The sequence below is a fragment of the Streptomyces sp. NPDC059255 genome (assembly GCF_042752355.1).
Taxonomy (GTDB): domain Bacteria; phylum Actinomycetota; class Actinomycetes; order Streptomycetales; family Streptomycetaceae; genus Streptomyces.
This window is the reverse complement of the sequence record NZ_JBHYZP010000020.1, coordinates 146,670-172,294: the sequence shown is the minus strand read 5'-3', so window position 1 is coordinate 172,294 and position 25,625 is coordinate 146,670. Positions and strand designations below refer to the sequence as shown.

Sequence of the window (25,625 nt, the reverse complement as noted above, 5' to 3'; positions counted from 1 at the left end):
ACATGGTGACCTTCGGGCAGATGAGCTTCCGGCTCTCCTCCCACTAGGGCCTGTGCCACCCGGCTCTGTGCGGTGCCGCGGTCCGGGCCCGGCCCGCCGCCCGGTGTGGGGGTGTGACGGCGGGCCGGGTGTTGTCCGGTGTCCGGGTGGGGGCCGGACACCGGAGTGTGCGGGTGCGCCTGTCGGCGCCCGGGGGACGCCCGTCGGCGCGCGGGCGTGCCGGTCAGTGCACGGAGCAGGGTGGTGAGGTGGCGGTGTCCGGCGGGCCGCCCGAGGCGACGTAACTGAAGGTGGTGGAGGCGCCGGCCGCCAGGGATCCGTTCCAGTCGACGTTGTGGACCATCACCTCCTGGCCGCCGTAGGTGGCGTTACCGTTCCAGAGGCTGTCGACCTTCTGGCCGGACGGCAGGGTGAACTCGACCATCCAGCCCAGGATCGGGTTGGCGCCGGTGTTCTTGACGGTGATCTCGGCCTGGTAGCCGCCCGACCAGGAGTTGGTGGTCCTGCGGGTGGCGGTGCAGGTGGCCGTGGGATCGGTCGGCGGGTCGTTCGGGCTGCCCGGCTCACCGATGCCGGTCACCTCGCCGTTGCCGCCGTCGAAGACCACGTCCGAGCAGCTGTAGAAGGTCTCGGTGCTGTCCGAACGCTTCCACACCATGTAGATGATGTGGCGCCCGCTCTTGGCGGTCGGCAGGTTGCCGGTCCACTTGTACGCGCCTTCCACGGTGCCGACGCTGCCGGTGACCTGGGGGTGGTCGACCGTCAGGAACGGTGTGGACTCCAGGTCGTCCCAGGTGAAGGTCTTCGTGGGGTCGAAGCCGTCCTTGGTGACGTACACGTAGAACCAACCGGGGTGCGCGGCCCACGCGTTGTACGAGAAGTCGAGGGACGCACCCGAGGTCAGGTGGGTGAGCGGCCAGTCGCTCCGGTTCTTGTTGAAGCCGCTGAACGTGGCGTTGCCGCCACTGCACAACTGGCCGTCGGGGATGAACCCCTTGGTCCGCCCGGCGCCGTCGGAGCGCAGTACGGAGAACCAGTTGTAGAGCGGGGTCGTGCCGCTCTCCGCGACCGCGGCCTTGCACGCGGGGTTGACGGGCTTGATCTCGCCGGTGCTGGTGAGACCGTCCCGCCAGCACATGAAGGTGCGGCTGGCGGGTTTCATCGGGGTGCCGTGCGCCTCGGACGGCTGACTGTCCGTGACGACCAGGAGCAGGGCGGGGAGCACGGCGAGAAGTGCGAGGAGTACGGCTCTGCGGGGGTGTGACAGCCACGGTGGGGGGCGTTTCATCATGCGGGTCATGCGGGTCCCTTCGGCATGATCATGACAATCTTGTGACTGGCGGGTGATGGGAGCGCTCCCATTTCGGAACGTAGCGCGGCTCGGCCACTCTGTAAACGCCGTGCGCCGAACTTCCGGCAACAGGCCGCGCGCAGGGCCCCGGGACCGGCCCCGCGCGGCCCCCTCAGACAGCGGTCAGCAACGCCACCGGGAACTGGTCGCACAGCTCCGCGAGACGTACCGTCCCCGAGACCTCACGCCCCGTCAGCACATCCCGCCACGGCCCCGGCGGCAGTGGCAGCTCCGTCGTACGCCAGCCGCCCGCACGCTCCAGACCGTACGGCAGCCGCGTCGCCACGGTGAGCGCGGCGCCCGTGCGGACGAAGGCCAGCGCGTGCGCGGCGGCCGGGCCCAGCGCGTGCAGCGGGGTGTACGTACCGGACTCGGCGAAGAGCTCGGGGCGCTCCCGGCGCAGCCGCAGCGCCGCCGTCGTGACCACCGTACGGTCGTCGGGCGGGCCCGTCCTGAACGGCCGCCGGTTGTCCGGGTCCACCAGCGCCAGATACTCACGCTCCGTGCCCTGGTAGAGGTCCGGCACCCCCGGCATGGTGAGGTGCACCAGCGCCGCGCCCAGCGCGCTCGCCCGTACGTACGGCGCGAGCGCCCGGTTGAACGCGGTGACCGTCCGCCGCGCGGGGCCGGCCGGGCCCGCCTCGACGAACGCCGCCACCGCCTGCTCGTACAGCGGCTCCGGCTCCGTCCAGCTCGTCCGCAGCCCCGCCTCACGCACCGACTTCAGCAGCGCGGGCACCATCCGCGCCCCGTCCGGCGGCGTCCCGTCCACGGCCGGGGTGAAACCGACCGCCGTCTGCCACGCCTGCCACGCCACCTGCGGGTCCGGCGCCGCGACCCCCGCCACCTGCTCCAGCAACTGGTCCCACCGCTCGGGGCACTCGGCCAGGATGGCGATCCCGGCCCGTACGTCCGCGCTGCGCTTGGTGTCGTGCGTGGTCAGTACGGTGCCGGTGGAGGGCCAGTCGCGCGCCAGCCGCAGGCAGTACGCGTGGAACCGCTCCGGGCTCACCGCCGGGCTGCCCGGGTCGCCGCCCACCTCGTTCGCCGAGAGCAGCGGCACATAGCGGTAGAACGCCGTGTCCTCCAGCGACTTGGCGCGCAGCGCGGACGCGGTCTGCGCGAACCGGGCGCAGAACTCGCTCTGGTCCTCGCCCGTGCCGAGCCGGCCCAGCGCCAGCTCCCGCACCACGTCCACGGCGGTCGCCTCCCGCTCCACCGCGAACGCCGTCTTCGCCTGCCGCACCGCCTCCTCGGAGACCGCGGCCTCCGCCGCCTCGGGGCAGGGCCCGCCCGCGGTCGTGTACGGGCGGTAGACCGGCATCCGGACCAGCAGCTCCCGGACCGCCGTGCGCAGCGCCCACGGCGCGTGGTCGCGCAGCGCGGGGTCGGCGGCGCAGACGCGCCGCGCCGTACGGACCAGGAACTCGGTCTCGGCGGCCAGTTCGTGGAAGACCACCTTGTACGCGGCGCGCCGGGCGGTTCCGTGCCAGTAGCCGCCGCGGTCGCCCGCCGGGCCCGCGACGTCCCGGTAGCGCCGCTCCAGGACCTCCGCGCCCGCCCCGTCGGTGAACACCCCGTCGATGTGGCGCAGCGCGTCGTAGCCGGTGGTGCCGGCGACCGCCCACCCCGCGGGGAGGACCTCGTCGTCGGCGAGGATCTTCTCCACCACCGTCCAGCAGCCGCCGGTCGCCTCGTTGAGGCGGCGCAGGTACTCCTCCGGGTCGGCGAGCCCGTCCGGGTGATCGACGCGCAGCCCCTCGACGACACCGTCCCGTACCAGCTCGACGATCTTGGCGTGGGTGGCGGTGAAGACCTCCGGGTCCTCCACGCGGACCCCGATCAGCTCGGGGATGGTGAAGAACCGGCGGTAGTTCAGCTCGGTGCGGGCCAGCCGCCACCACGCGAGCCGGTAGTGCTGGGCGTCGAGCAGGGCGGGCAGCGGCAGTTCCTCGCTCCCGGGCGCGAGGGGGAAGCGCCGGTCGCCGTGGTGGAGCGCGCCGTCCTCGACGCGGAGCGTGCCCGCCGTCAGTTCGTCGCCGACCGGCGACGGCAGCACCGGCAGGAGGACCTTGCCGTCGCCCGCGGCCCAGTCGATGTCGAACCAGCGGGCGTACGGCGACGCGGGGCCCTCCCGCAGCACCTCCCACAGGGCCCGGTTGTGGACGGGCGCGGCGGCCATGTGGTTGGGCACGATGTCCAGCACGATCCCGAGGCCGTGCTCGCGCGCGGTGCCGGCGAGCCGCCGCAGCCCCTTCTCGCCGCCCAGCTCGGCCCGTACGGCGGAGTGGTCGACCACGTCGTAGCCGTGCGTGGAGCCCGGTACGGCCTCCAGCACCGGTGAGAGGTGCAGATGCGAGACCCCGAGCGCGGCGAGATACGGCACGGCCCTCTCGGCGGCCGAGAACGGGAATTCCGGCTGGAGCTGCAGCCGGTAGGTCGCAGTGGGCGTCATACGGTCGTACGTACCCCGCTTCTCGGCTTCTGTGTCATGGGAGTGACGCGTGTTCCGTCTCCACCGTAGGCCCTGCGGCCCGCGGTGTGGGGGCGGATGGCGTGGACGCGCTCAGGACGGCGAAGCCGGGCCGGTCCGGTCGGTCCGGACGCCCGCCAGGCCCGACGGGCGCCCGGACCGACCGGACCGGCCCGGCGCGGCTGGGTTACAGGGCCCGGACGTCGGCCGGACGGGCCCGGCGCGGCTGGAGAACAGGGCCTCAGGGGCTACGCCGGGCGCATCAGCACCGTCATGCTGCGGCCGATCATCTTGAGCCGCTCGCCCGCGTCGACCATCTCGCCCTGCCCGCGCACCACACCCTCCGGCCGCGCCGTGTCCACCATCACCTGCCACTGCCGCCCGTGGTTCACCGGCACCTTGAACTCCAGCTCCTCCCCGCTCGCGTTGAACAGCAGCAGGAACGAGTCGTCCGAGATCCGCTCGCCGCGCGGCCCCGGCTCGGAGATCGCGTGGCCGTTCAGGAACACCGTCATCGCCTTGGCGTGCACCGCCTGCCAGTCCTGCTGGGTCATCTCCTCACCCTCCGGGGTGAACCACGAGATGTCCGACAGGTCGTCGTGCGTGCCCTCCACCGGGCGTCCGTGGAAGAAGCGCCGGCGCCGGAAGACCGGATGGTCCCGGCGCAGCCACACCATCGCCTGGGTGAAGGCCAGCATCGTCCGGTCGGTCTTCTCGCCCGGCTTCGGCCAGCGGACCCAGGAGACCTCGTTGTCCTGGCAGTACGCGTTGTTGTTGCCGTGCTGCGTACGGGCGAACTCGTCGCCGTGGCTGAGCATCGGCACGCCCTGGGACAGCATCAGCGTCGCCATGAAGTTGCGCATCTGGCGGTTGCGCACCTCCACGATCTCCGGGTCCTCGCTGTCGCCCTCCACCCCGCAGTTCCAGGACCGGTTGTGGCTCTCGCCGTCCCGGTTGGACTCGCCGTTGGCCTCGTTGTGCTTCTCGTTGTACGAGACGAGATCGCGCAGGGTGAAGCCGTCGTGGCAGGTGGTGAAGTTGATGGAGGCGAGCGGCCGGCGCCCGTCGTCCTGGTACAGGTCGGACGAGCCGGTCAGCCGGGACGCGAACTCGGCCAGGGTCCTGGGCTCGCCGCGCCACAGGTCCCGTACGGTGTCGCGGTACTTCCCGTTCCACTCGGTCCACAGCGGCGGGAAGTTCCCCACCTGGTAGCCGCCCTCGCCCACGTCCCACGGCTCGGCGATCAGCTTCACCTGGCTGACCACCGGGTCCTGCTGGACGAGGTCGAAGAACGACGACAGCCGGTCCACCTCGTGGAACTGGCGGGCCAGGGTCGCCGCGAGGTCGAAGCGGAAGCCGTCGACATGCATCTCGGTCACCCAGTACCGCAGCGAGTCCATGATGAGCTGGAGGACGTGCGGGCTGCGCATCAGCAGCGAGTTCCCGGTGCCCGTGGTGTCCGTGTAGTAGCGCTGGTCCTCGGAGAGCCGGTAGTACTGCGCGTTGTCCAGGCCGCGGAAGGAGAGCGTCGGGCCGAGATGGCTGCCCTCGGCCGTGTGGTTGTAGACGACGTCGAGGATGACCTCGATGCCGGCCTGGTGCAGCGCCCGTACGGCCTGCTTGAACTCCAGGACCTGTTCACCCCGGTCGCCCCACGACGCGTAGGCGTTGTGCGGGGCGAAGAAGCCGATGGTGTTGTACCCCCAGTAATTGGCCAGCCCGGCGTCGGCCAGCCGGTGGTCGTTGACGAACTGGTGCACCGGCATCAGCTCCAGCGCCGTGACCCCCAGTTCGGTCAGGTGCTCGATCACCGCCGGATGGGCGAGCCCGGCGTAGGTGCCGCGCAGTTCCTCGGGGAGCTCCGGGTGGAGCATCGTCAGGCCCTTCACATGGGCCTCGTAGAGCACGGTGCGGTGGTAGTCGGTACGCGGGCGGCGGTCGTCGCCCCAGTCGAAGTACGGATTGACGACGACCGAGGACATCGTGTGGGGGGCCGAGTCCATGTCGTTGCGCGAGTCCGGCTTGCCGAAGTGATAGCCGTACACCGACTCGCCCCACTCGACGGAACCGCTGATCGCACGCGCGTACGGGTCGAGGAGCAGCTTGGCGGAGTTGCAGCGGTGCCCGCGCTCCGGCTCGTACGGACCGTGGACCCGGAAGCCGTAGCGCTGGCCCGGCATGATGCCGGGCAGGTAGGCGTGGCGCACGAAGGCGTCGGTCTCGCGGAGCTCCACCGCCGTTTCTGATCCGTCGTCGTGCAGCAGGCACAACTCGATCCGGTGCGCGACCTCGGAGTAGACCGCGAAGTTCGTACCGGCGCCGTCGTACGTGGCGCCGAGGGGATATGTCTGTCCCGGCCAGACCTGCATAGATAGGACTCTTCCATTTCTGATCCGGGTGGAGCGGGCTGTTGAGCCAGATCTTCCCCGAAAGTAGGGCAAGCACCTAGGAACCCGGGGCGTTCTTGGCGCTTCTTGCCCGGAGGGTCAACCGGGCGCGTCACCCTGTCGCCCGGACCGGTCATCCTTCCCGGTGGTCCCACCGGGCTCTTCCCGCCCCGCCGGTACGCGGTGAAGACCGGGCGTAATCCCTATGAACCATCTCACTCCGGCAGAAGTCGGCACCCGGAACAAGCCTCTCGAACAAGGGAGTTGAGAAAGGAGCCTGTGCATCCTGCTGCACCTGGTCCGGTCGGCGGAGTACCCTTCCTTGATCGTTGAAAAGGGAGAGAAGGCGGTGCGCGGGTGAGCTCGGGAGGGCTGGAGCTGCCCCCCGGTGACGCAGGTCATGCGGGGGAGTCCGGCGACATCCCGCCCGGAGCGGTCTCCCTGGCGCGACCGATGGAGATCGGGGCGGAACTGGACTGGGGCGCGGACGCCTGGAACGAGGTCCGTACGCGCGCACAGCGGGCCGGGCGTGCCTACATCTGGCTGAATCTGGTGGAGCAGCGGCTGCGCGCGGTCGTCGCCGCGGTACTGCGGCCCATCTACGAGCCCGTGCACGGCGAGGAGTGGGTGGTCGCCGCCGCGGGACCGGCGGGACAGGAGTGGGTGCAGCGCGCCGTCGCCGTACGGGAGGTGTCCCGGCGCAAGGGCTACCTCCTCGACCCGGCCGACGACAACGTGCTGAGCTTCCTCACCCTCCCGCAGCTCAGGGAGCTGATGGTCCAGCACTGGCCGTGCTTCGAGCCGTACTTCGACGACCGCCGCGACGTGGAGCTGGCCCTCGACGAGCTGGAGGTCGCGCGGAACGTCGTCTCCCGCAACCGGGCGCTCTCCGAGACCGTCCTCGCCCAGGCGGAACGGGCCTCCGCCAGGCTGCTGGAGATCCTCGGCGGCGGCAGCGGCATACCGCCGTCGCAGCGGCTGCCCGTCGACGCGGTGGAGGACCTGATCGGCGACCGGTACGGGGACGTCGTCTCCGTCCACTCCGACCGGGTCAGGCTGCAGCGGCAGCTCCCCGCGGAGGACCTCTTCGGCGGCGCCCGGCGGCTCGACGCCATCGGCATCGGCCTCAACCTCCTCGTCCAGAACTTCTCCGGACGCCGCCTCATCCGGCTCGCGGAGTCCGGCTGCCGGACGCGGCTGGTCTTCCTCAACCCGGCGAGCAGCGCGGTCAAGCGCCGGGAGCGCGAGCTGGGGCTGCGCAAGGGGGAGCTGAGCCGTTCGGTGGAGATGAACATCCTCCACATGCGCCGGGTGCGCTCCAAGCTGCGCGACCCGGGCGCCTTCGAGATCCATGTCTTCGACGAGACGCCGCGCTTCACCGCGTACCTGGTGGACGGGGACGGCCCCGACGGCCTCGCCGTCGTCCAGTCGTATCTGCGCCGCGCGCGCGGGATGGAGGCCCCGGTGCTGGTCCTGCGGGGCGGGGGGCGTGAGGTCGTGCGCGCGGGGCAGGACACGGAGCACGGACTCTTCCAGACCTACCGCGAGGAGTTCGACTCGGTCTGGACGGACTCCCGGCCGGTCTCCTGAACCGGGGCGTTGTCAGTGGGGCGTGGCAGGGTGAAAGTCCGGCGGGGAGATCCGACGGGGGGAAGCGGGGGAAGCACCACCGCACCACGAAGGAGGGCCACACCATGACTTGGCACGGGGAAACACTCGTCGGTTTCGACCTGGAGACCACCGGTACGGAGCCGCTGGAGGCCCGGATCGTGACGGCCGCGGTCGTCGAGGTCAAGGGCGGCGAAGTGATACGGGAGCGGAGCTGGCTCGCGGACCCGGGCATCCGGATCCCCGCCCAGGCGTCCGCGGTGCACGGCATCAGCAGCGAGCGCGCGGCCTCGGAGGGGCGCCCCGCGCCCGAGGTGGCGGGCGAGATCGCGGAGGTCCTGCGCGGCTACTGGGCGCGCGGGGTGCCGGTCGTGGCGTACAACGCGCCGTTCGACCTGACGCTCCTCGCCGCGGAACTGCGGCGCCACGGACTGCCGGAGCTCCGCCCGGTCGGCCCGGTGATCGACCCGTACACGATCGACCGGGCGGTCGACAAGTACCGCCGGGGCAAGCGCAACCTGGAAGCGGTCTGCGGGGAGTACGGCGTGGTGCTGGACGCGGCCCACGACGCGGGAGCGGACGCGCTGGCGGCGGCCCGGGTGGCCACCGCGATAGCCGAGCGGCACGCCGAGGTGGCCGCCCTCACCCCGGCGCAGCTGCATGAGCGTCAGATCGCCTGGTACGAGGAGTGGGCGGTGGACTTCCAGCGCTTCCTGCGCGGGAAGGGGAACACGGACGCGGTCGTCGACGCGGGGTGGCCGCTGCGCGAGCCGGCGGTGACGGCGACCTGACCCGGGGCCCCGGACGGCGGGCCGGGCGGCCGGTCAGAAGGGGTACCAGCGGACCTCGGGGTCGTCGTCCCGCAGGGAGGCGACCCGGCGCCGGAACTCCACGAGCGCCTTGGGGTTGGCCGGGGCGTGCTGCGCCACCCAGGCGCAGCTGGCCGTCTCGCGGGCACCGCGCAGCACCGGGCAGCCGGACCAGGCGCGGACGTCCCAGCCGTACACCGCGGTGAACGTGTCGTACGCCTCGGGGGCCAGCCCGTACCGGTCCCGGGAGAGCGCCATGACCACCAGGTCGTGCTCGCGGAAGTCCGCGGAGAAGGTCTCCAGGTCGACCAGCACGGGTCCCCGCGGGCCGACATGGACGTTACGGGGCAGCGCGTCGCCGTGGATCGGGCCGGCCGGCAGATGCGGGGTGAGGGTGGCGGCGGCCTCGGCGAAGCCGTCCCTGCGCCCGCGCAGATAGTCGGCGTCCGCCGGGTCGATCGTGTCGCCCGCGATCCGCAGCCAGCGCTCCACCCCGCCGAGGAGTTCACGGCGGGGAAGGGCCAGCACGGCGGGATCGGGGGCGGGCAGCGCGTGGACGAGCCGCAGCAGCGCGGCGAGATCGGCGGGGCCCGCCGGGCGCACGGCCTCGGGCAGCCGGTGCCAGAGCGTCACCGGATGGCCCGCCACGGACCGGGCCCCGGGCTCGGCGGCCCGGACGGCCGGCACCCCGCACTCCGCGAGCCAGGACGCGAGGGCCACCTCACGCCGGGCGCGCTCCAGCAGCTCGGGGTGGTCCCGCGCGTCCCGGCCGACCTTGACGACCAGCCCGGCCGTCCCGAAGACCGCGTTCTCGCCCAGGGCCAGCAGCTCCGCGTCGTGCGGCAGCCCCGCCGCGGCGAGAATCCCCCGCGCCCGCGCCTCGTCCATCCTCTGCCCACTTACTTCCGGTCGTCGCCTCGCGCGTTCCGCCGCGCCCCGTGCCACCGCGAAGTGTCGCATCCGGACGCGTGTGCGTGCTTGACGTACCGAGGGGGCGTCACCACGATGACGAGGGCGGACAGGACGGCGCCGACGGCCCCAACCGAAGGAGTCGCATCCGTGACATCGGCCACCGCGACGACGCGGTCAGCGGCAGAGCGGGCGGGCGGTGGCCGCCCCGGCGGGCCGCGGTTCGGCAGGCGCCGGTCCGGCCTGGAGCGGCCCGGCCGGGAGCGGAGCCGGGGGGTGCTGGACCACGGCGCCTGGTTCCTGGTGCTGCCCGCGCTGCTGCCGATCCTGGTCCTCAGCGTCGGCCCGCTGCTCTACGGCATCGCGCTCGCCTTCACCGACGCGCAGTCCGGCCGTACCGAACCCACCCGGTGGATCGGCGCCCTCAACTTCCAGGACCTGCTGCACGACACGCTCTTCTGGGACTCCTTCGGCATCGGCCTGCTCTGGGCGGCCGGGGTGACCGTGCCGCAGTTCGCGCTCGCCCTCGGCCTCGCGCTGCTCCTCGACGCGGAGCTGCGGCTGCGCCCGCTGGCCAGGGCCCTCGCGATCATCCCCTGGGCCATGCCCGAGGTCGTCGTCGCCGTCATGTGGCGGCTCGTCTACCACTCCGACGCCGGGGTCCTCAACGAGACGCTCCGCGATCTGGGCCTGGGCGAGGGGCGGGACTGGCTGACCGGTCTCTCCACCGCCCTGCCCGCGGTGATCGTCGTCGGCGTCTGGGCGGGCCTGCCGCAGACCACCGTCGCCCTGCTGGCCGGCCTCCAGAACACGCCGCGCGAACTCCACGAGGCCGCCGCGCTCGACGGCGCGGGCGCCTGGCGCCGCTTTTGCACCGTCACCTGGCCGGCGCTCCGGCCGGTCGCCCTCGCCATCACCGCGCTCAACCTCATCTGGAACTTCAACTCGTTCGCCCTGGTCTACGTGCTGACCAGCGGCGGCCCCGGCGGCCGCACCCGGCTGCCGATGCTCTTCGCGTACGAGGAGGCGTTCCGGTACGGCCAGTTCGGCTACGCCGCCGCGATGGGATGCGTGATGGTCGCCGTGATCTCGGTGCTCCTCGCGTTCCGTCTCGCCGGCCGGCTCACGAAAGGGGCCGCGGCATGAGCATGCGCGTCAGTGGCACCGTACGCGCCGGACAGTACGCCGCGCTCCTGTGCTACCTCGTCTTCCTCGCCTTCCCGTTCCTCTGGCTGATGTCCACGGCCTTCAAACCGCCCCGGGAGCTGGGCAGCCTCCACCCCACCTGGATCCCGGACCACCCCACCCTCGACAACTTCCGCCAGGCGTTCGGCGAACAGCCGCTGCTGCGGGCCGCGGCCAACAGCCTGACCGTCGCCCTCGCCGCCGCGGTGATCGCCGTCGTCGTGGCGACCCCGGCGGCCTATGTGCTGGCCCGTCGGCGCGGCGGACTCGCGAGAGCAGCATCCGGCTGGGTGGTGGTGAGCCAGGCGTTCCCCTTCGTTCTGGTGATCATTCCGCTCTTCCTCGTCCTCAAGAACCTCCGCCTCGTCAACTCCCCGGGGGGCCTGGTCCTGGTGTACGTGGTGTGGTCGCTGCCGTTCGCGCTCTGGATGCTCACCGGGTACGTCCGCGCCCTGCCCGCCGAACTGGAGGAGGCCGCCGCCGTGGACGGCGCGGGCCGGATCCGTACCCTCGTCTCCGTCGTCGCGCCGCTGCTCGCGCCCGGCATCGTCGCCACCGCGCTCTTCGCGTTCATCACCGCGTGGAACGAGTTCTTCTTCGCGCTGGTCCTGCTCAAGTCCCCGGAGAGACAGACCCTGCCGGTGGTCCTCACCCACTTCATCGGGGCGGAGGGCGCCGCGGACCTCGGGCCGCTCGCCGCCGCCGCGTTCCTCGCCACCCTCCCCTCGCTCCTCGTCTTCGCGCTCATCCAGCGCCGGATCACCGGCGGGACGCTGGCCGGGGCGGTGAAGAGCTGATGCGCGGGCGGACACCCGGGCTGATGCGCGGGCAGACACCCGGGCCGACCCGCGGACCGTGGACGGGCCCGGCCCTGGCCCTCGCCACCGTCCTCGCCCTGCTGCTCGGCGGCTGCTCGGGCGACGGCTCCGACCGGGCGCGGGACGGCCGGATCACCCTGCGCTTCCAGTCCCTCGCCTGGCAGGAGGAGTCCGTCCGCGTCAACAAGGAGCTGGTGAAGGAGTGGAACGCGGCCCATCCCGGCATCCGGGTCGAGTACGTGCAGGGAAGCTGGGACAGCGTCCACGACCAGCTCCTCACCTCCTTCGAGGGCGGCGAGGCGCCCGACGTCATCCATGACGCCTCCGACGATCTCGCGGACTTCGCCTACGGCGGGCACCTCGCCGATCTGCGCCCCCTGCTCTCCGGCCGGCTCACCCGCGACATCCCGCGGCGCAGCTGGGAGACGGCCACCTTCGGGGACGGCGTCTACGGGGTGCCGTTCCTCCAGGAACCCCGCGTCCTGATCGCCAACAAGAAGATCCTGGAGGCCTCCGGCGTCCGGATCCCCACCGCGCGCCACCCCTGGAGCTGGCCGGAGTTCCGGCGGATCAGCGGTGAGCTGACCGCGTTCATGCGGCAGGGGCAGGGGCAGGGGCAGGGGCAGGGGCAGGCGAAGGGACGGTTCGCGGTCGCCTGGCCGCTCAAGGACCCCGTCTCCGCGACGCTCAACCTCGGCCTCTCCACCGGCGGTCGGCTCTTCCACCGGGGCCCGGACGGGAAGGTGACGGTCCGGTTCACCGAGGCCGACGCCGTGGTGCCCGACACCGTCCGGCGACAGGTCACCACGGACCGCAGCGCGTCCGGCGCCACCCTCGGCATGGGCGGCTCCGACACCCTGCCGGGACTGTTCGGCGGCCGGTACGCCATGGTCCCGCTCGGGTTCTCGTACCGTCAGCAGGTCATCCAGCAGGCCCCGGAGGGCTTCGAGTGGACCGTCCTGCCGGCCCCCGCCGGTGACGGGAGCGCCGGCGCCGAACCCGCGCAGGGGGTGAGCCCGCAGACGCTCTCCATCGCGCGGGACAGCCCGTACAAGAAGGAGGCGGCGCGTTTTCTCGACTTCCTGCTGCGCCCCGCCAACATGGTGCGCCTGGCCAAGGGCGACTGGATGCTGCCCACCGGTACGGCGGCCCTCGCGGACCCGTCCCTGGGCACCGCCGAGCACGGCTGGGCGACGGGCGCGGCGCTCGCGCGCGGACTGCGCCCGGCCCCCGCCCAGTCCGTACGCGGCTACCCGGAGTGGAAGGACAAGGTGGCGACCCCCGCGCTCCAGGAGTACTACAGCGGCGCGATCGACCGGGAGGAACTGGAGAAACGCCTGGTCGAGGACGGTAATCGAGTGCTGGCCCGCTATCAGCGGTAGGCGGCCGGGGCCTCCCGGAAATAAGTTGTACGAGACGTCTCGTCTCGTCTACGTTGAGGGCATGACCGCAGCCAAGCCCGCCCACATCGCCATGTTCTCCATCGCCGCCCACGGCCATGTGAACCCGAGCCTCGACGTCATCAGGGAACTCGTCGACCGGGGGCATCGCGTCAGCTACGCGATCCCCGCGATTTTCGCGGAGAAGGTCGCGGCCACCGGCGCCCACCCCGTGATCTACAGCTCCCTCCTGCCCACCCCGGACGACGACCCCGAGGCGTGGGGCACGGAACTCATCGACAACCTGGAGCCGTTCCTCGACGACGCGATCCAGGCCCTGCCGCAACTCGCCGCCGCCTTCGAGGACGACCGCCCCGACCTGGTCCTCGGCGACACCACCTCCTACCCGGCGCCCGTCCTCGCCCACCGCTGGGGCGTGCCGTTCTTCCAGATCTCCACGCACATGGTCGCCTGGAACGGCTACCACGAAGAGGTCGCGGAGCCGATGCTCGCGGAGCTGGACGCGTCGGAGCGCGGCAGGGCGTACCGGGCACGGCTCGCCCAATGGCTCATCGACCAGCAGATGGACCACGCCGACCCCGACCGGTTCGGCGCCGAACCGGGGCGCTCCCTCGTCCTGATCCCCAGGGCCCTGCAGCCCCGGGCCGACGACGTGGACGAGGCCGTCTTCACCTTCGTCGGAGCCTGCCAGGGCGACCGCGCCGACCAGGGGGAGTGGCAGCGGCCCGCCGGGGCGGAGAAGGTCCTCCTCGTCTCGCTCGGCTCGTCCTTCACCAAGCAGCCCGCGTTCTACCGGACGTGCGTCGCCGCCTTCGGCACCGTGCCCGGCTGGCATGTCGTGCTCCAGATCGGCAAGAACGTCGAGGCTTCGGAGCTGGGCGAGATCCCGGCCAACATCGAGGTACGGGACTGGGTGCCGCAGCTCTCCGTCCTCCGCCAGGCCGACGCCTTCATCACCCACGCGGGCGCGGGCGGCAGCCAGGAGGGCCTGGCCACGGCCACCCCGATGGTCGCCGTACCGCAGGCAGTCGACCAGTTCGGCAACGCCGACACGCTCGTCGCCCTCGGTGTCGCGCGCCGGATCGACACGGCGGAGGCCACCCCGGAGGCACTGCGCGAGGCCGTCCTCACGCTGGCCGCCGACCCGGAGGTGGCCCGCAGGCTCGCCGGCATCCAGGCCGGGATGGCCGCGGAGGGCGGCACCCGCCGGGCGGCCGACCTCATCGAGGCCGAACTCCCGCAGGACCTGGCCCGATGACCGCGCGGGCCCCGCGCCCGGAGCACGCCGCCGGGTGCCCCGGGCGCGGCCCCGCCCTATCGTGGGGCCCATGACCACGACCTATGTGGCGCTCCTGCGCGGCATCAATGTCGGCGGCCACCGGAAAGTTCCCATGGCGGAACTCCGGGCGCTGCTCACCGGACTCGGCCACGGCCGGGTCCGTACGTACCTCCAGAGCGGCAACGCCGTCTTCACCAGCGACTCCGACGACGAGGACCCGGAGAACGCCCTCGCCACCGCCCTGGAGCGGGCCATCGAGGAGCGCTTCGGCTTCACCGTCGACTGCCTCGTACGGAACGCCGCGTATCTGCGGGCCGTGGCCGACGCCTGTCCCTTTCCGGCCGGGACGCTGGAGGGCCGGCAGCTCCATCTCACCTGCTTCTCCGGGCCCGTGGCCCCCGAGCGGTTCGCGTCGCTCGATCCGGCCGGCTATCTCCCGGAGGAGTTCCGCCTCGGGGACCGGGCGCTGTACCTGTACGCACCCGACGGTCTCGGCCGCTCCAAGCTCGCCGAGGCGCTCGCCAGGCCCGCCCTGTTCAAGGGCCTCACGGCCACCAGCCGTAACTGGAACACCGTCGTCAAACTGGTGGAGCTGTCCCGTGACTGACCGCACCTCCGCGATCGCCGCGGCCATCGACGCCGAACTGCGCCTCCTCGACCCGGCCGTCCGCGCCTCCCCGGCGCTCCTCGCGGAGCTGCTGCACCCGGACTTCCGGGAGTTCGGCTCCTCGGGCCGGGAGTGGGAGCGCGACGCGATCATCACCGCGCTCATGGCGTGGGGCGGGCCCGCCAAGCGGCCGATCACCACCTCCAAGATGCGCGGCGTACGGCTTGCTCCGGACGTGGTGCACCTCACCTTCGACACGGAGTCCGAGGGCCGCCGGGCCCACCGCAGTTCGCTCTGGCGGCTGACCGGCGACCACTGGCTGCTCTACTTCCACCAGGGGACGCCGTACGGCTAGGGCCTGTCGTTCCTGAAGGGGCCGTCGGGGGCGAAGGCCAGTGCGGCGAAGCGTTCGCCGATGCGGCGGTGGGTGGCGGCGTCCGGGTGGAGACCGTCGGGCAGCGGGAGTTCGGCGGAGTCCGCCTCGCCGTAGAGGGCGCGGCCGTCGAGGTGGTGCAGATGCGGGTCCTCGGCCGCCCGCCGGGCCACGATCCGGGCCAGCTCGTCCCGGATGACGCCGAGGGTCAGTTTCCCCTGGGCGCGCTCCGCGGGATCGCCCGTGGCCACGAACCGCAACCGCCCTTCGCCGAGGGCGGAGAGGTCCATGGCGGCGGGGCCGGGCGTGTCCTCGTGGATCGGGCACAGGAGGGGCGAGACGACCAGCAGCGGGGTGGCGGGATGGCCTTCCCGGACGGTGTCGAGGAAGCCGTGGACGGCGGGGCCGAAGGCGCGCAGGCGCATCAGGTCGGCGTTGACCAGATTGATGCCGATCTTGATGCTGATCAGGTCGGCGGGGGTGTCGCGCAGGGCGCGGGCGATGAATGGGTCGAGCAGGGCGCTGCCGGCCAGCCCCAGGTTGATCAGATCCACCCCGGCGAGGGAGGCGGCCAGTGCCGGCCAGGTGGTGGTGGGGCTCGCGGCGTCGGAGCCGTGGCTGATCGAACTGCCGTGGTGCAGCCACACCGGGTGCCCCCGGTCCGGCGCGGGCTCGACGGGGGCGTCGGTGCGCAGCGCGGCGAGTTCGGTGGTCTCGTTGTGCGGCAGCCAGATCTCGATGTCCTTGACCCCCTCGGCCAGGTCGTCGAAGCGGAGGGTGCCGACCGGGCCGTACGAGGTCTGCGCGGACCCGGTGGCCATGTCGATGGTCAGCGTGTTGCCGCCGGTCACCCCGGCCCGGCCGGCCGGGCGCCCGTCCACGAGCAGGTCGTAGACGCCGTCAGGACGGGGCGGGGCGCCGGCGTAGACACGCTTGGTGCGCCGCGTGTCCAGCTCCAGGACGGTGGCCCGGGTGCGGAAGGCGAGCCGTACGCCGGAGGGCTGGGACTCGGCCAGGGCGAGCTGCGCGTCGGCGCACTGGGCGCGGGCCCGGGCGGGCAGCCGGTGCGGCAGCACGCCGTGCTCGGTGCGCTCCACTTCGAGGGCGCCGCGCAGGAGTTCCGCGGTGACGGGTGTGGTGATCAGGGCGTTCTGGGCGTTCATGTCCGGGGCGTTCATGGGTCTCAACCTGTTGATCGGAGGGGAGGGGGCCGGATGCGGGATGCCGTGAAGTGCCTGGTGCCTGGTGCCTGGTGCCTGGTGTCCGTGACGGCGTCCGGCTCAGGGCGCCGGCCGGCCCCGGAGCAGCGCGTCGAGGCGGTCGAGCGTCCACGACCACGACTCCGCCGAGTCGGGAGAGCTGTGGCTGAAGCCGCCGGCCAGCTCCAGGCTGACGAAGCCGTGGAAGACGCTGCCCAGCAGCCGTACGGCGTGGGTCTGGTCCGGCTCCGGCAGGTCGTAGCCGCGCAGGATCGCCCGCGTCATCTGCGTGTGTCTGCCCCCGGCGCTCGCCGCCGCGGCCTCCGGGTCGAGCCGGTACTGGGCGGCGGCGTAGCGGCCGGGGTGCTCCCGGGCGTAGTCGCGGAAGACGTCGGCGTAGGCGGTCAGGGCGTCCCGGCCGGCCCGCCCGGCCAGCGCGGACGAGCCCCGGTCGGCGAGTTCCTCCAGTGCGAGAAGGGCGATCCTGGTCCTGAGGTCGTGGGAGTTCTTCAGGTGCGAGTACAGGCTCGCCACCTTGACGTCGAACTGCCGGGCGAGCGCCGAGACGGTCACCTGGTCGAAGCCGACCGTGTCCGCCAGCTCCGCGCCGGCCCGGACGAGGCGTTCCGTGGTCAGTCCGGCACGTGCCATAACCCCTCCTTCATCGACCTGAATCGATTATGCATTTGCCTATAAGGTTTAGGCAAATTAGCTTACTCTTCATGAAGCCGCTGACCGAACAAGAAATCCGTGCCGCGTTCGTGAACTGCACCAAGGGCGCGGCGAAGCGCCTGTCCGTACCGCGTGACCTGGCCGACCGGCCCTGGGAGGACCTGGACTACCTCGGCTGGCGGGATCCGCAGGCGCCCGACCGCGCCTACCTCGCCATCGAGCTGGACGGCCGCCTCCGGGCCCTCGCGCTGCGCTCTCCCAGTCCCGCCTCCTGGCAGACGCGGCGCAGCATGTGCTCGATGTGCCTGACCCTCCACACCGGTGGCGTCTGTCTGATGGTCGCCCCCAAGGCGGGGAAGGCCGGGCAGCAGGGCAACTCGGTGGGCACGTACATGTGCGGCGACCTCGCCTGTTCGCTGTACGTGCGCGGGAAGAAGGACGCGGGCGTCGGCTCGCGGCTCCCCGAGTCGCTCACGGTGGAGGAGCGGATCGGGCGGACCGTGGCGAACGTCGCCGCGTTCCTGGCCAAGGTGACCGCGTGACCGGGGTGCCCGCCGCGTCGGTCATCGACCGGGCATCAGCCGAGCGGGGCGGGTGAGGCGAGCGTGTCCAGGGCGCGCAGGTCCTCGGCGGACAGCCGGATCTCCGTGGCGCGCAGGTTCTCGTCGAGATGGACCGGCGAACCGGTGCCCGGGGTCGGGCACAGCACGGGGGAGTGGTGCAGCAGCCAGGCCAGGGCGATCTGCCCGCGCGTGGCGCCGTGGCGTCCGGCGACGGAGTCGAGAGCCGAGGCCGCCGTACCCGTCAACGCGCCGTTGGCCAGCGGGAACCACGGGAGGAACGCGAGCCCGTGCCGCTCGCACAGCCTCAGCACCGCTGCCGAAGCGCGGTCCAGGAGGTTGAAGCGGTTCTGCACCGACGCGATCCCGGTCAGCGGGAGCGCCCGCTCCAACTGCTCGGCGGTGACGGAGTCCAGGCCGATGTACCGGATCTTCCCTTCCCGCCGCAGCTCGTCCAGGGCCCCCAGCTGCTCCTCCATCGGCACCGCCGGGTCCAGCCGGTGGAGCTGGTACAGGCCGATCGTCCCGGTACGCAGCCTGCGCAGACTCGCCTCGCACATCGCCCGCAGCCGCTCGGGACGGCCCTCGACATGCCAGGCACGGGCGCTCGTCCGGACGACGCCGCCCTTGGTCGCGACGGTCAGCCCGGCCGGATACGGTGCCAGCGCCTCCGCGACCAGCTCCTCCGCCAGATCCGGTCCGTAGTTGTCCGCCGTGTCGATCAGGGTCACCCCGCGCTCGACGGCACGCCGCAGGACGGCGACGGCATCCGCCCTCTCGCCGCGCGGGCCCCAGTAGCCGGGCCCGGTGAGCTGCGCCGTACCGAACCCCAGCCGCCGTACGGGGAGTCCGCCGCCCAGCGTGAAGGTCTCCGCGATCGGGTCCGGGCCCGGGTTCGGGTTCAGGTCCGGGTTCGGGTTCGGGTGTCCGGTCTTCTGTTCGGTCATTCCTGGACGGTATCCGGCCCTCCCCGGACGGCGTCCGGCCGCGGGACCGGTGCTCGCGGGGTCAGTAGACGTCGCGTACGTACCGTTTCTCGGCGGCGAGCCGTTTGACGTACGCCGCCGCCCCGTCCTCGTCCAGACCTCCGTGGGCCACGGCGAGTTCGCGCAGGGTCCGGTCCACGTCCTTGGCCATCCGGGAGGCGTCGCCGCACACGTAGAAGTGGGCGCCGTCCTGGAGCCAGGACCACAGCCGGCCGCCGTGCTCGCGTATCCGGTCCTGGACGTAGACCTTGGCCCGCTGGTCGCGCGAGAAGGCGGTGTCCAGCCGGGTCAGGGTGGTGTCCCGGCGCAGCCCGGCCAGTTCCTCCCGGTAGTAGAAGTCGGTGGCGCGCCGCTGCTCGCCGAAGAAGAGCCAGTTCGGCGCCCGGTGGCCGCGGGCCCGGCGTTCCTGGAGGAAGCCGAGGAAGGGGGCGACGCCGGTGCCGGGGCCCACCATCACCATGGGGGTCGCCGGATCGGCCGGCGGGCGGAAGTGCGGGGAGCGCCGCACGTGGACCGGTACGGGGCTGCCGGGCGCGGCGTCCGCGAGGAAGGCCGACGCGACGCCCTTGCGCGGGTGGCCGTGGCGGTTGTCGTACCGGACCACGGAGACCGTGAGCCGGATGAGCGCGGGGTCGTCCAGGGGGCTGGACGATATGGAGTAGAGGCGGGGCCGCAGCCGGGTGAGGGCGGCCGTCCACTCGTCCGCCGTGGCCCGTACCGGGTACTCGGCGATGACGTCGACGCACTGGCGGCCCCAGGCCCACTGGGCCAGCTCGCCCTTGTTGTCCGGCCGCAGCAGCTTCTTGAGGGTGCGGTCGTGGGTGCGTTCCGCGACGAGCCGCAGCAGCCCGGGGGTGATCGCGGCGATGTCGAGATGGCGGTGCAGGGCCTCGCCGAGCGCGACCTCCCCGGGGCCGGGCAGCTCGACGGGGGTGGCGGGGTCGAGTCCGGTGACGGCGAGCCATTCGGCGACGAGATCCGGGCAGTTGAGGGGCTGCACGCCGAGCGCGTCACCCGCCTCGTAGACCAGTGGGACGGGGCTGTCGCCGGTGTCGAACGTGAACTCGCGCACCTCCTTGGTGGCGCCCGGGAGGCTGAGCAGCCGGTTCCCGGTGAGCCGCCCGGTGGCGGACGCGACCCTGCCGGGCCCCGACGCCGGTACGGGGGTGGCGGCGGGCGGCGCCGCCTCCGCCGTCCCGGCCGTCACCGCCGCCTCGGCGGTCCCCGCGCCGTCGGCCGTCGGCTCCGTACGCAGCGCCGCGCGTACGTGGTCGAGCCACTGCCCCGCGGGCTGTTCGTACTCGGGTTCACAGTCGGTACGGGGCACCAGGCGGACGGCGCCCAGCTCGTCGAGGCGCGCGTCGAGCCGGCGGCCGTGGCCGCAGAAGTCGTCGTACGAGGAGTCGCCGAGGGCCAGCACCGCGTACCGCACGCCGTCCAGCCGGGGGGCGCCCGGGGCGCTGAGGGCCGCCCAGAACCCGGTGCCGTTGTCGGGGGCGTCGCCGTCGCCGAACGTACTGGTCACGACGAGCAGATCCGCGCCGCGCCCGACCGCGTCCGGCGCCGTGTCGTCCATGCTGAGCAGCCGCGCCGCGTGTCCGTCCTCCGCCAGCCGCCGTACCACCAGCGCGGCGGCCTCCTCGGCGTTCCCGGTCTGCGAGGCCCACAGGACGACGACCTCACGGGCGGCGGAGCCGGAGGAGCCCGCGGCGGGCAGGGAGGCGGTGGCCGGGGTACGGGAGTACATACCGGCGAGGACACCGTTGACCCACAGGGCGTGCGCCGGGGCGAACGGCGCGTGCACCGGCAGCACCGGGGTGACGCTGCCGCCCGCCCCGGCCCCCGGCGCCCCCGCCCCGCCCGTTCCCGTCGTGGCGCCCAGCCCCGCGAGGAACCCCGCCAGATAGCGGCGCTCCTCGTCGCTCAGCACCGGCGGCGTCAGACCGTCCGTACCGAACACGCCCGCCAGCTCCGCCACCCTCCCGTCGCGCCCCGCCGGGGCGTCGCCCGTCAGAACGGCGGGGGCGGTGGCCGGCGCGGCGGCGGGCGCGGTGGTGAGCCGGGTCAGCGACACCGCGCACACCTTGAGCTCCGGCTGGAAGGAGATCGGGTCGACCGCGTCGTTGGTGACCGCGTTGACGCAGGTGTACTCCCCGAACAGGTCGTTCCAGTGAAAGGGCGCGAAGCAGCCCCCGGGCCGTACCCGCTCGGTCACCACGGCGGGCAGCACGGCCCGGCCCCGCCGCGACGCCACCTCCACCGCGTCGCCCTCCGCGATCCCCAGCTCCCGTGCGTCCGACGGATGGATCTCCACGAAGGGCCCGGGGTTGAGCTTGTTGAGCTTGGCGACCTTGCCCGTCTTGGTCAGCGTGTGCCACTGGTGCGGGAGCCGGCCGGTGTTCAGGACGTACGGGAAGTCGTCGTCCGGCAGTTCGGCGGCGGGCAGGTGCGGGCGCGCGTGGAACACGGCCCGGCCGGAGGCGGTGGGGAACGAGAGCCGCGGCCTGCTGCCGTCGGGGCGCTCGGCCAGGGTCTGGCTGACGCCGTCGTTGAGGTAGCGGACCGGATTGCGGTCGGGGCCGTCGGCGGCGGCGCTGGGCCACTGGACGGGGGCCCGGCGCAGCCGCTCGTAACTCACCCCGCGCAGGTCGTAGCCTGTCGCCGGGTTCCAGGCGCGCTTGATCTCCTCGAATATCTCTTCGGCGCTCGCGTAGCCGAAGGCGTCCTCGTACCCCATCTCGCAGGCGACCCGGGCGATGATCCGCCAGTCGGGCCAGGCCTCGCCCGGCGGCTCCACGGCCTGCCGGCTCAGGGTGAGCGTGCGCTCCGAGTTGATCTGGACGCCCTCGGACTCGGCCCACAGGGCGGCGGGCAGGGCGACATCCGCGTACGCGTTGGTCTCGGTCTCGGCGAAGACGTCCTGCGTGACGACGAACTCGGCCCGCTCCAGCCCCTCGATGACCGTTCTGCGGTTGGCCACCGACGCGACGGGGTTGGTGCAGATGATCCAGCACGCCTTGACGTCGCCCTCGGCCATCCGCCGGAACAGGTCCACCGTGCCCTCGCCGAACCCGTCGGCCCGTACGGTCCCCGGCTCGACGCCCCACAACTCCTCGGCGAAGGCCCGGTCTCCCGCCACCAGCACCGACCGCTGGCCGGGCAGCCCGGGGCCCATGTACCCCATCTCGCGCCCGCCCATGGCGTTGGGCTGGCCCGTGAGGGAGAACGGGCCGCTGCCGGGACGGCAGATCGCCCCGGTCGCGAGATGCAGGTTGACCAGCGCGTTGGTGTTCCAGGTGCCGTGCGTGGACTGGTTCAGCCCCATCGTCCAGCAGCTCATCCACTCACCCGCGCCGCCGATCCACTCGGCGGCCCGCCGGATGTCCGCCTCCGGGATGCCGGTGATCTCCGCGACCCGCGCGGGCGGGTAGTCGGCGAGGAAGGCGGGCATCTCCTCCCACCCCTCGGTGTGCTCCGCGATGAACTCCGGGTCGGTGCGGCCGTTCTCGACCAGGAGGTGCAGCAGCCCGTTGAGCAGGGCGAGGTCCGTGCCCGGCCTGATCTGGAGGAAGAGATCGGCCTTGGCGGCGGTGGCGCTGCGCCGCGGGTCGACCACGATCAGCTTCGCGCCCGCCCGCACCCGCTCCATCATCCGCAGGAAGAGAATCGGATGGCAGTCGGCCATGTTGGAGCCGGTGACGAGGAAGACGTCCGCGTGCTCGAAGTCCTCGTACGAACCGGGCGGGCCGTCCGCGCCCAGCGACAGCTTGTAGCCGCTGCCCGCGCTCGCCATGCACAGCCGCGAGTTGGACTCGATCCGGTTGGTGCGCAGAAACCCCTTCGCGAGCTTGTTGGCGAGGTACTGCGCCTCCAGGCTCATCTGCCCCGACACGTAGAACGCGATCGCGTCCGGGCCGTGCTCGTCGAGGATCCCGCGCAGCCGCCGCGCCGTCTCCTTGACCGCCGCCTCCGTCGGGGACGGTACGGGCTCGCCGCCGCGCTCCGCCCGTACCAGCGCGGTGGTCAGCCGTCCGGGGGCGGTGAGCAGGGCGGCGGAGGTCGCGCCCTTCGTGCAGAGCCGGCCGCGGTTGGCCGGGTGGGCCGGGTCGCCGGACGCCTTGAGGACGCTCCTGCGCCCGTCGGGGCCCGCGCCGATGTCGAGGAGGATCCCGCAGCCGACACCGCAGTACGAACAGACGGTCCGCAGCTGGGTGGCGGTGGCGGTGGAGCCGTCCTGGGGAGGCGGTGCGGTCACGGGCGGCCTCTTTCGTGGACACGGGATCCGGGGTCCGGCGGCCCGGGGGTCCGGGGCGGTCGTCCGGGTCCGGCGGTCCGGGGTGGGGCGTAGGGGGCGGTGTGCGGGGCGGGGTGTGGGGGCGTGGGACGTCGGGCACTCGACCGTACGAAGTGTCCGTTACCCGGAGGTCACGTCGAACGCGTTTGAAGAGTTACACCTGCCACACAGCCGCCCGAGCCGCTCGGTGAGGACCGCAGGACCGGGTGCGGACCGCCCCCGATCAGCTCCCTGCCGATCACCTCACCCGATCAGGTGGCACCGGCCCGCTTCCGCCCCGCCCGCCCCCGGTCCCGGTCACGCTGTTCCCGCGCCGACCACTGAGGAGTCACCATGCCCGACCTCTGGATGCCCGGAGCCGAGAGACTCGACATCAGGGACCACGCCCCCACCGACGGCGGCCCGGCCAAGGCCGTCGCCCACATCACCTGGGACCGGAGAGCGACCGAGGCCGAGCCCCTGGACCTCGTGCCGTACGCCAACCTCAGGTCGTACTTCTCCGGCAGCGGTCAGGGCGTCGCCCCGCATCTGCTCTGGGACCCGTTCACCGGCGCCTGCTGCCAGTTCGTGCCCGCCGACTCCCGGTCGAAGTCCCTCGCCGACCTGGAAGGCGGCACTCGGACCAACCGGGCCGGATCGGTCGTCCTCCAGATCGAGGCGCTCTTCTTCCCCTGGTGCGTGGTGAAGGGGAAGGCGTACGAGTCCCTCAAGGACACCCCGTGCGCGGGGTGGCGCGCACTGCACGCCTGGATCGCCTCCTGGGGTGTCCCGGACTCCTGGCCGATGGGGCGGCCCGACGGGTTCGACAGCCGGCGCGACGAGAGCGTCTGGTCGGTGGAGGGCGGCTGGTACGCCCACGCCCACGTGCCGGAGAACGACCACACGGACCCGGGAACGTGGCCGGCCTTCCCGAAGGCGGTGCCGCCGGCCGCGTAGCGGGCGCGGACGGGGCCGATGTTCAACGGTTCGCTGTGCGCCTGTTCACCTGTTCGCCTGAGCGCCCTATTCGCCGAGGCTGTCGAGCACGCGCCGCGCGACGTCCTCGACCTCGCCCAGCGCGTCGATGACGGCGGTGTGTCCCGCGTAGTAGGCGAGCAGCGATTCGGTCTGCTCGTGGTGGACCCGCAGCCGGTGCCGGATCACGCTCTCGGTGTCGTCGGTGCGTCCGCGCGCGAGCAGCCTGCGGACGACGATCTCGTCGTCGATCCGGAACTCCAGCACCCGGTCCAGCCGCTTTCCGAGCCCGGTGAGGATCGTGGCCAGCGCGTCCGCCTGCACCACGCTGCGGGGGAAGCCGTCGAGCACGAACCCCCGGGCCGCGTCCGCCGTGCCGAGCCGCTCCGCCACCAGGGCGACGGTCAGTTCGGAGGGGACCAGCTCACCGCCGCTCAGATACTCGCGCACCTCCAGACCCAGCGGGGTCTCCTCCGCGACATGGGTGCGGAACAGATCGCCGGTCGAGACGTGCGGCACGCCGAACTTCGTGGCGAGCAGGCCGGCCTGGGTGCCTTTGCCGGCGCCGGGCGGGCCCAGAAGCACAAGTCGCACGGTGGGCATCCTTCGCGGGTCGGGTCGAGTCGTGTCCTGCGCCACCTGCGAGGACCGTCCCGTCGTTATACCCGGCGCGCAGGAGGCCCAGTCGTGACGCCGCTCACGGTGGTGTCACAGGGCTCGCCTATGCTGAAGGCGTCGTACGGAAGGGGGTCGGGATGCGTTACGTCATCATCGGGGCGGGAGCGGTCGGCGGCAGTGTGGGCGGCCGGCTGGCCGAGGCGGGCCAGGACGTGGTCCTCGTCGCCCGGGGCGCGCACCACGCGGCGCTGCGCGAACACGGCCTGCGGCTCACCACCCCCGAGGGCACCCGCGCGCACCGGCTGCCGGTGGTCGACGGACCCGAGGCGCTCCAACTGCGCCCGGACGACGTCCTGCTGCTCTCCGTGAAGACCCAGGACAGCACGGCCGCGCTGGACGCCTGGTCGGCCCGGCCGGTCGCGGGAGGCGGCACGGCGGGCGAGGTGCTGCCGCTGGTCTGCGCGCAGAACGGGGTCGAGAGCGAGCGGCTCGCCCTGCGGCGCTTCCGGCAGGTGTACGGGATGTGCGTCTGGCTGCCCTCGACGTATGTCGAACCGGGTGCGGTGAGCGCCGGAGGCGCCCCGTACACCGGCATGCTGCACATCGGCCGGTACCCGTCGGGGACGGACGCGACGGCCACCGCGATCGCCGCCGGGCTGGCGAAGGGCAGACTCCTCGCCCCGGTCGTGCCGGACGTGATGCGCTGGAAGTACGCCAAACTGCTCTCCAACCTGGTCAACGCGATCGAGGCCGTCACCGGCGCGACCGGCGAGGAGAGCTGGGAGCTGATACGGCGGGCCACGGCGGAGGGCGCAACCGTCCTCGACGCGGCGGGTATCGGGTACGTGGGCCCCGAGGAGCAGGCCGAGACGCGCGCGGACCACATCACCTTCGGCCCGGCGGGCGGTGTCGAGCGCGGCCACGGCTCGTCGTGGCAGAGCCTCAGCCGGGGCACCGGCACGATCGAGGCGGATTATCTGAACGGCGAGATCGCCCTGCTGGGGCGGCTCCACGGGGTCCCCACCCCGGTCAACGACACACTCCAGCGCGTCGCCAACACCTTCGCGCGCGAACGCCGCGCGGCGGGCTCGATGAGCGTGGCGGAACTGACGGCGCTGATCGACGCCTGACGGGCCCGGCCGG

At 72.7% G+C, this 25,625-nt stretch carries 20 protein-coding genes; 11 read left to right on the top strand and 9 right to left on the bottom strand.

What is annotated here, in order from left to right; all coding sequences use genetic code 11:
• Nucleotides 1-223 precede the first annotated feature (223 nt).
• The 3 genes from ACFXKG_RS23575 to glgX all read right to left on the bottom strand — a co-directional run bounded on the left by ACFXKG_RS23575 (nt 224) and on the right by glgX (nt 6,193).
• Nucleotides 224-1,291, bottom strand: coding sequence for a lytic polysaccharide monooxygenase (locus ACFXKG_RS23575; RefSeq protein ID WP_384842398.1), 1,068 nt, complete (start codon nt 1,289-1,291; stop codon nt 224-226).
• Between the two features lie 172 nt (nt 1,292-1,463).
• Nucleotides 1,464-3,806, bottom strand: coding sequence for a malto-oligosyltrehalose synthase (treY, locus tag ACFXKG_RS23570; RefSeq protein ID WP_384842369.1), 2,343 nt, complete (start codon nt 3,804-3,806; stop codon nt 1,464-1,466).
• Nucleotides 3,807-4,072: 266 nt separating this feature from the next.
• Nucleotides 4,073-6,193 carry a glycogen debranching protein GlgX gene (glgX, locus tag ACFXKG_RS23565; protein ID WP_384842366.1) on the bottom strand — a complete coding sequence of 707 codons (2,121 nt, stop codon included), beginning with the start codon at nt 6,191-6,193 and terminating at the stop codon, nt 4,073-4,075.
• 375 nt (nt 6,194-6,568) lie between these two features.
• On the opposite strand from glgX, the gene ACFXKG_RS23560 reads away from it, so the two are divergent.
• Both ACFXKG_RS23560 and ACFXKG_RS23555 read left to right on the top strand, forming a co-directional pair.
• Nucleotides 6,569-7,801 carry an SAV2148 family HEPN domain-containing protein gene (locus tag ACFXKG_RS23560; RefSeq protein WP_384842363.1) on the top strand — a complete coding sequence of 411 codons (1,233 nt, stop codon included), beginning with the start codon at nt 6,569-6,571 and terminating at the stop codon, nt 7,799-7,801.
• 104 nt (nt 7,802-7,905) lie between these two features.
• Nucleotides 7,906-8,610: a 3'-5' exonuclease gene (locus ACFXKG_RS23555; protein ID WP_384842360.1), complete on the top strand. Its 705-nt coding sequence runs from the start codon at nt 7,906-7,908 to the stop codon at nt 8,608-8,610.
• A 33-nt stretch (nt 8,611-8,643) separates the two neighbouring features.
• Here the strand turns inward: ACFXKG_RS23555 and ACFXKG_RS23550 are convergent, their stop codons facing one another.
• Complete coding sequence (locus ACFXKG_RS23550) at nt 8,644-9,516, bottom strand: phosphotransferase enzyme family protein (protein ID WP_384842357.1); 873 nt, start codon at nt 9,514-9,516, stop codon at nt 8,644-8,646.
• A 171-nt stretch (nt 9,517-9,687) separates the two neighbouring features.
• On the opposite strand from ACFXKG_RS23550, the gene ACFXKG_RS23545 reads away from it, so the two are divergent.
• From ACFXKG_RS23545 to ACFXKG_RS23520, 6 genes are all read left to right on the top strand, one after another.
• Nucleotides 9,688-10,683, top strand: coding sequence for a carbohydrate ABC transporter permease (locus ACFXKG_RS23545; protein ID WP_384842354.1), 996 nt, complete (start codon nt 9,688-9,690; stop codon nt 10,681-10,683).
• Between the two features lie 2 nt (nt 10,684-10,685).
• On the top strand, nt 10,686-11,519 hold the full coding sequence (locus ACFXKG_RS23540) for a carbohydrate ABC transporter permease (protein WP_384842395.1): 834 nt from the start codon (nt 10,686-10,688) through the stop codon (nt 11,517-11,519).
• Between the two features lie 23 nt (nt 11,520-11,542).
• Nucleotides 11,543-12,922 (top strand): ABC transporter substrate-binding protein, encoded by a 1,380-nt coding sequence (locus ACFXKG_RS23535; RefSeq protein WP_384842351.1) that lies wholly within the window; start codon nt 11,543-11,545, stop codon nt 12,920-12,922.
• Between the two features lie 61 nt (nt 12,923-12,983).
• The gene (gene mgt, locus ACFXKG_RS23530; protein WP_384842348.1) at nt 12,984-14,198 is read left to right on the top strand and encodes a macrolide-inactivating glycosyltransferase; all 1,215 of its coding nucleotides are present in this window, start codon (nt 12,984-12,986) and stop codon (nt 14,196-14,198) included.
• Between the two features lie 70 nt (nt 14,199-14,268).
• On the top strand, nt 14,269-14,826 hold the full coding sequence (locus tag ACFXKG_RS23525) for a DUF1697 domain-containing protein (protein ID WP_384842345.1): 558 nt from the start codon (nt 14,269-14,271) through the stop codon (nt 14,824-14,826).
• A complete protein-coding gene (locus tag ACFXKG_RS23520; RefSeq protein WP_384842342.1) occupies nt 14,819-15,181 on the top strand; it encodes a DUF4440 domain-containing protein in 363 nt (120 codons plus the stop codon). Before ACFXKG_RS23525 ends, ACFXKG_RS23520 begins: the two co-directional genes overlap by 8 nt.
• On the opposite strand, the gene ACFXKG_RS23515 is transcribed toward ACFXKG_RS23520, so the two are convergent.
• Nucleotides 15,178-16,377 carry a GDSL-type esterase/lipase family protein gene (locus tag ACFXKG_RS23515; protein WP_384842339.1) on the bottom strand — a complete coding sequence of 400 codons (1,200 nt, stop codon included), beginning with the start codon at nt 16,375-16,377 and terminating at the stop codon, nt 15,178-15,180. The two genes, ACFXKG_RS23520 and ACFXKG_RS23515, sit on opposite strands and share 4 nt — an antisense overlap.
• A gap of 102 nt (nt 16,378-16,479) precedes the next feature.
• Nucleotides 16,480-17,049, bottom strand: coding sequence for a TetR/AcrR family transcriptional regulator (locus tag ACFXKG_RS23510; RefSeq protein ID WP_384842336.1), 570 nt, complete (start codon nt 17,047-17,049; stop codon nt 16,480-16,482).
• A gap of 71 nt (nt 17,050-17,120) precedes the next feature.
• On the opposite strand from ACFXKG_RS23510, the gene ACFXKG_RS23505 reads away from it, so the two are divergent.
• Nucleotides 17,121-17,612, top strand: a complete 492-nt coding sequence (locus ACFXKG_RS23505) for an FBP domain-containing protein (RefSeq protein ID WP_384842333.1) — start codon at nt 17,121-17,123, stop codon at nt 17,610-17,612.
• A 35-nt stretch (nt 17,613-17,647) separates the two neighbouring features.
• Here ACFXKG_RS23505 and ACFXKG_RS23500 read toward each other — a convergent pair whose 3' ends face one another.
• Nucleotides 17,648-18,577 (bottom strand): aldo/keto reductase, encoded by a 930-nt coding sequence (locus tag ACFXKG_RS23500; protein ID WP_384842330.1) that lies wholly within the window; start codon nt 18,575-18,577, stop codon nt 17,648-17,650.
• A 61-nt stretch (nt 18,578-18,638) separates the two neighbouring features.
• Entirely contained in the window at nt 18,639-22,871 is a 4,233-nt protein-coding gene (locus ACFXKG_RS23495; protein ID WP_384842327.1) for a molybdopterin-dependent oxidoreductase, read from the bottom strand.
• Between the two features lie 372 nt (nt 22,872-23,243).
• Here ACFXKG_RS23495 and ACFXKG_RS23490 point away from each other — a divergent pair, with 372 nt between their 5' ends.
• On the top strand, nt 23,244-23,846 hold the full coding sequence (locus tag ACFXKG_RS23490) for a peptidoglycan-binding protein (protein ID WP_384842324.1): 603 nt from the start codon (nt 23,244-23,246) through the stop codon (nt 23,844-23,846).
• Nucleotides 23,847-23,912: 66 nt separating this feature from the next.
• Here ACFXKG_RS23490 and ACFXKG_RS23485 read toward each other — a convergent pair whose 3' ends face one another.
• Nucleotides 23,913-24,458, bottom strand: coding sequence for an adenylate kinase (locus ACFXKG_RS23485; protein ID WP_384842321.1), 546 nt, complete (start codon nt 24,456-24,458; stop codon nt 23,913-23,915).
• A gap of 161 nt (nt 24,459-24,619) precedes the next feature.
• Here ACFXKG_RS23485 and ACFXKG_RS23480 point away from each other — a divergent pair, with 161 nt between their 5' ends.
• Nucleotides 24,620-25,612, top strand: coding sequence for a ketopantoate reductase family protein (locus ACFXKG_RS23480; RefSeq protein WP_384842318.1), 993 nt, complete (start codon nt 24,620-24,622; stop codon nt 25,610-25,612).
• The last annotated feature ends 13 nt before the right edge of the window (nt 25,613-25,625 follow it).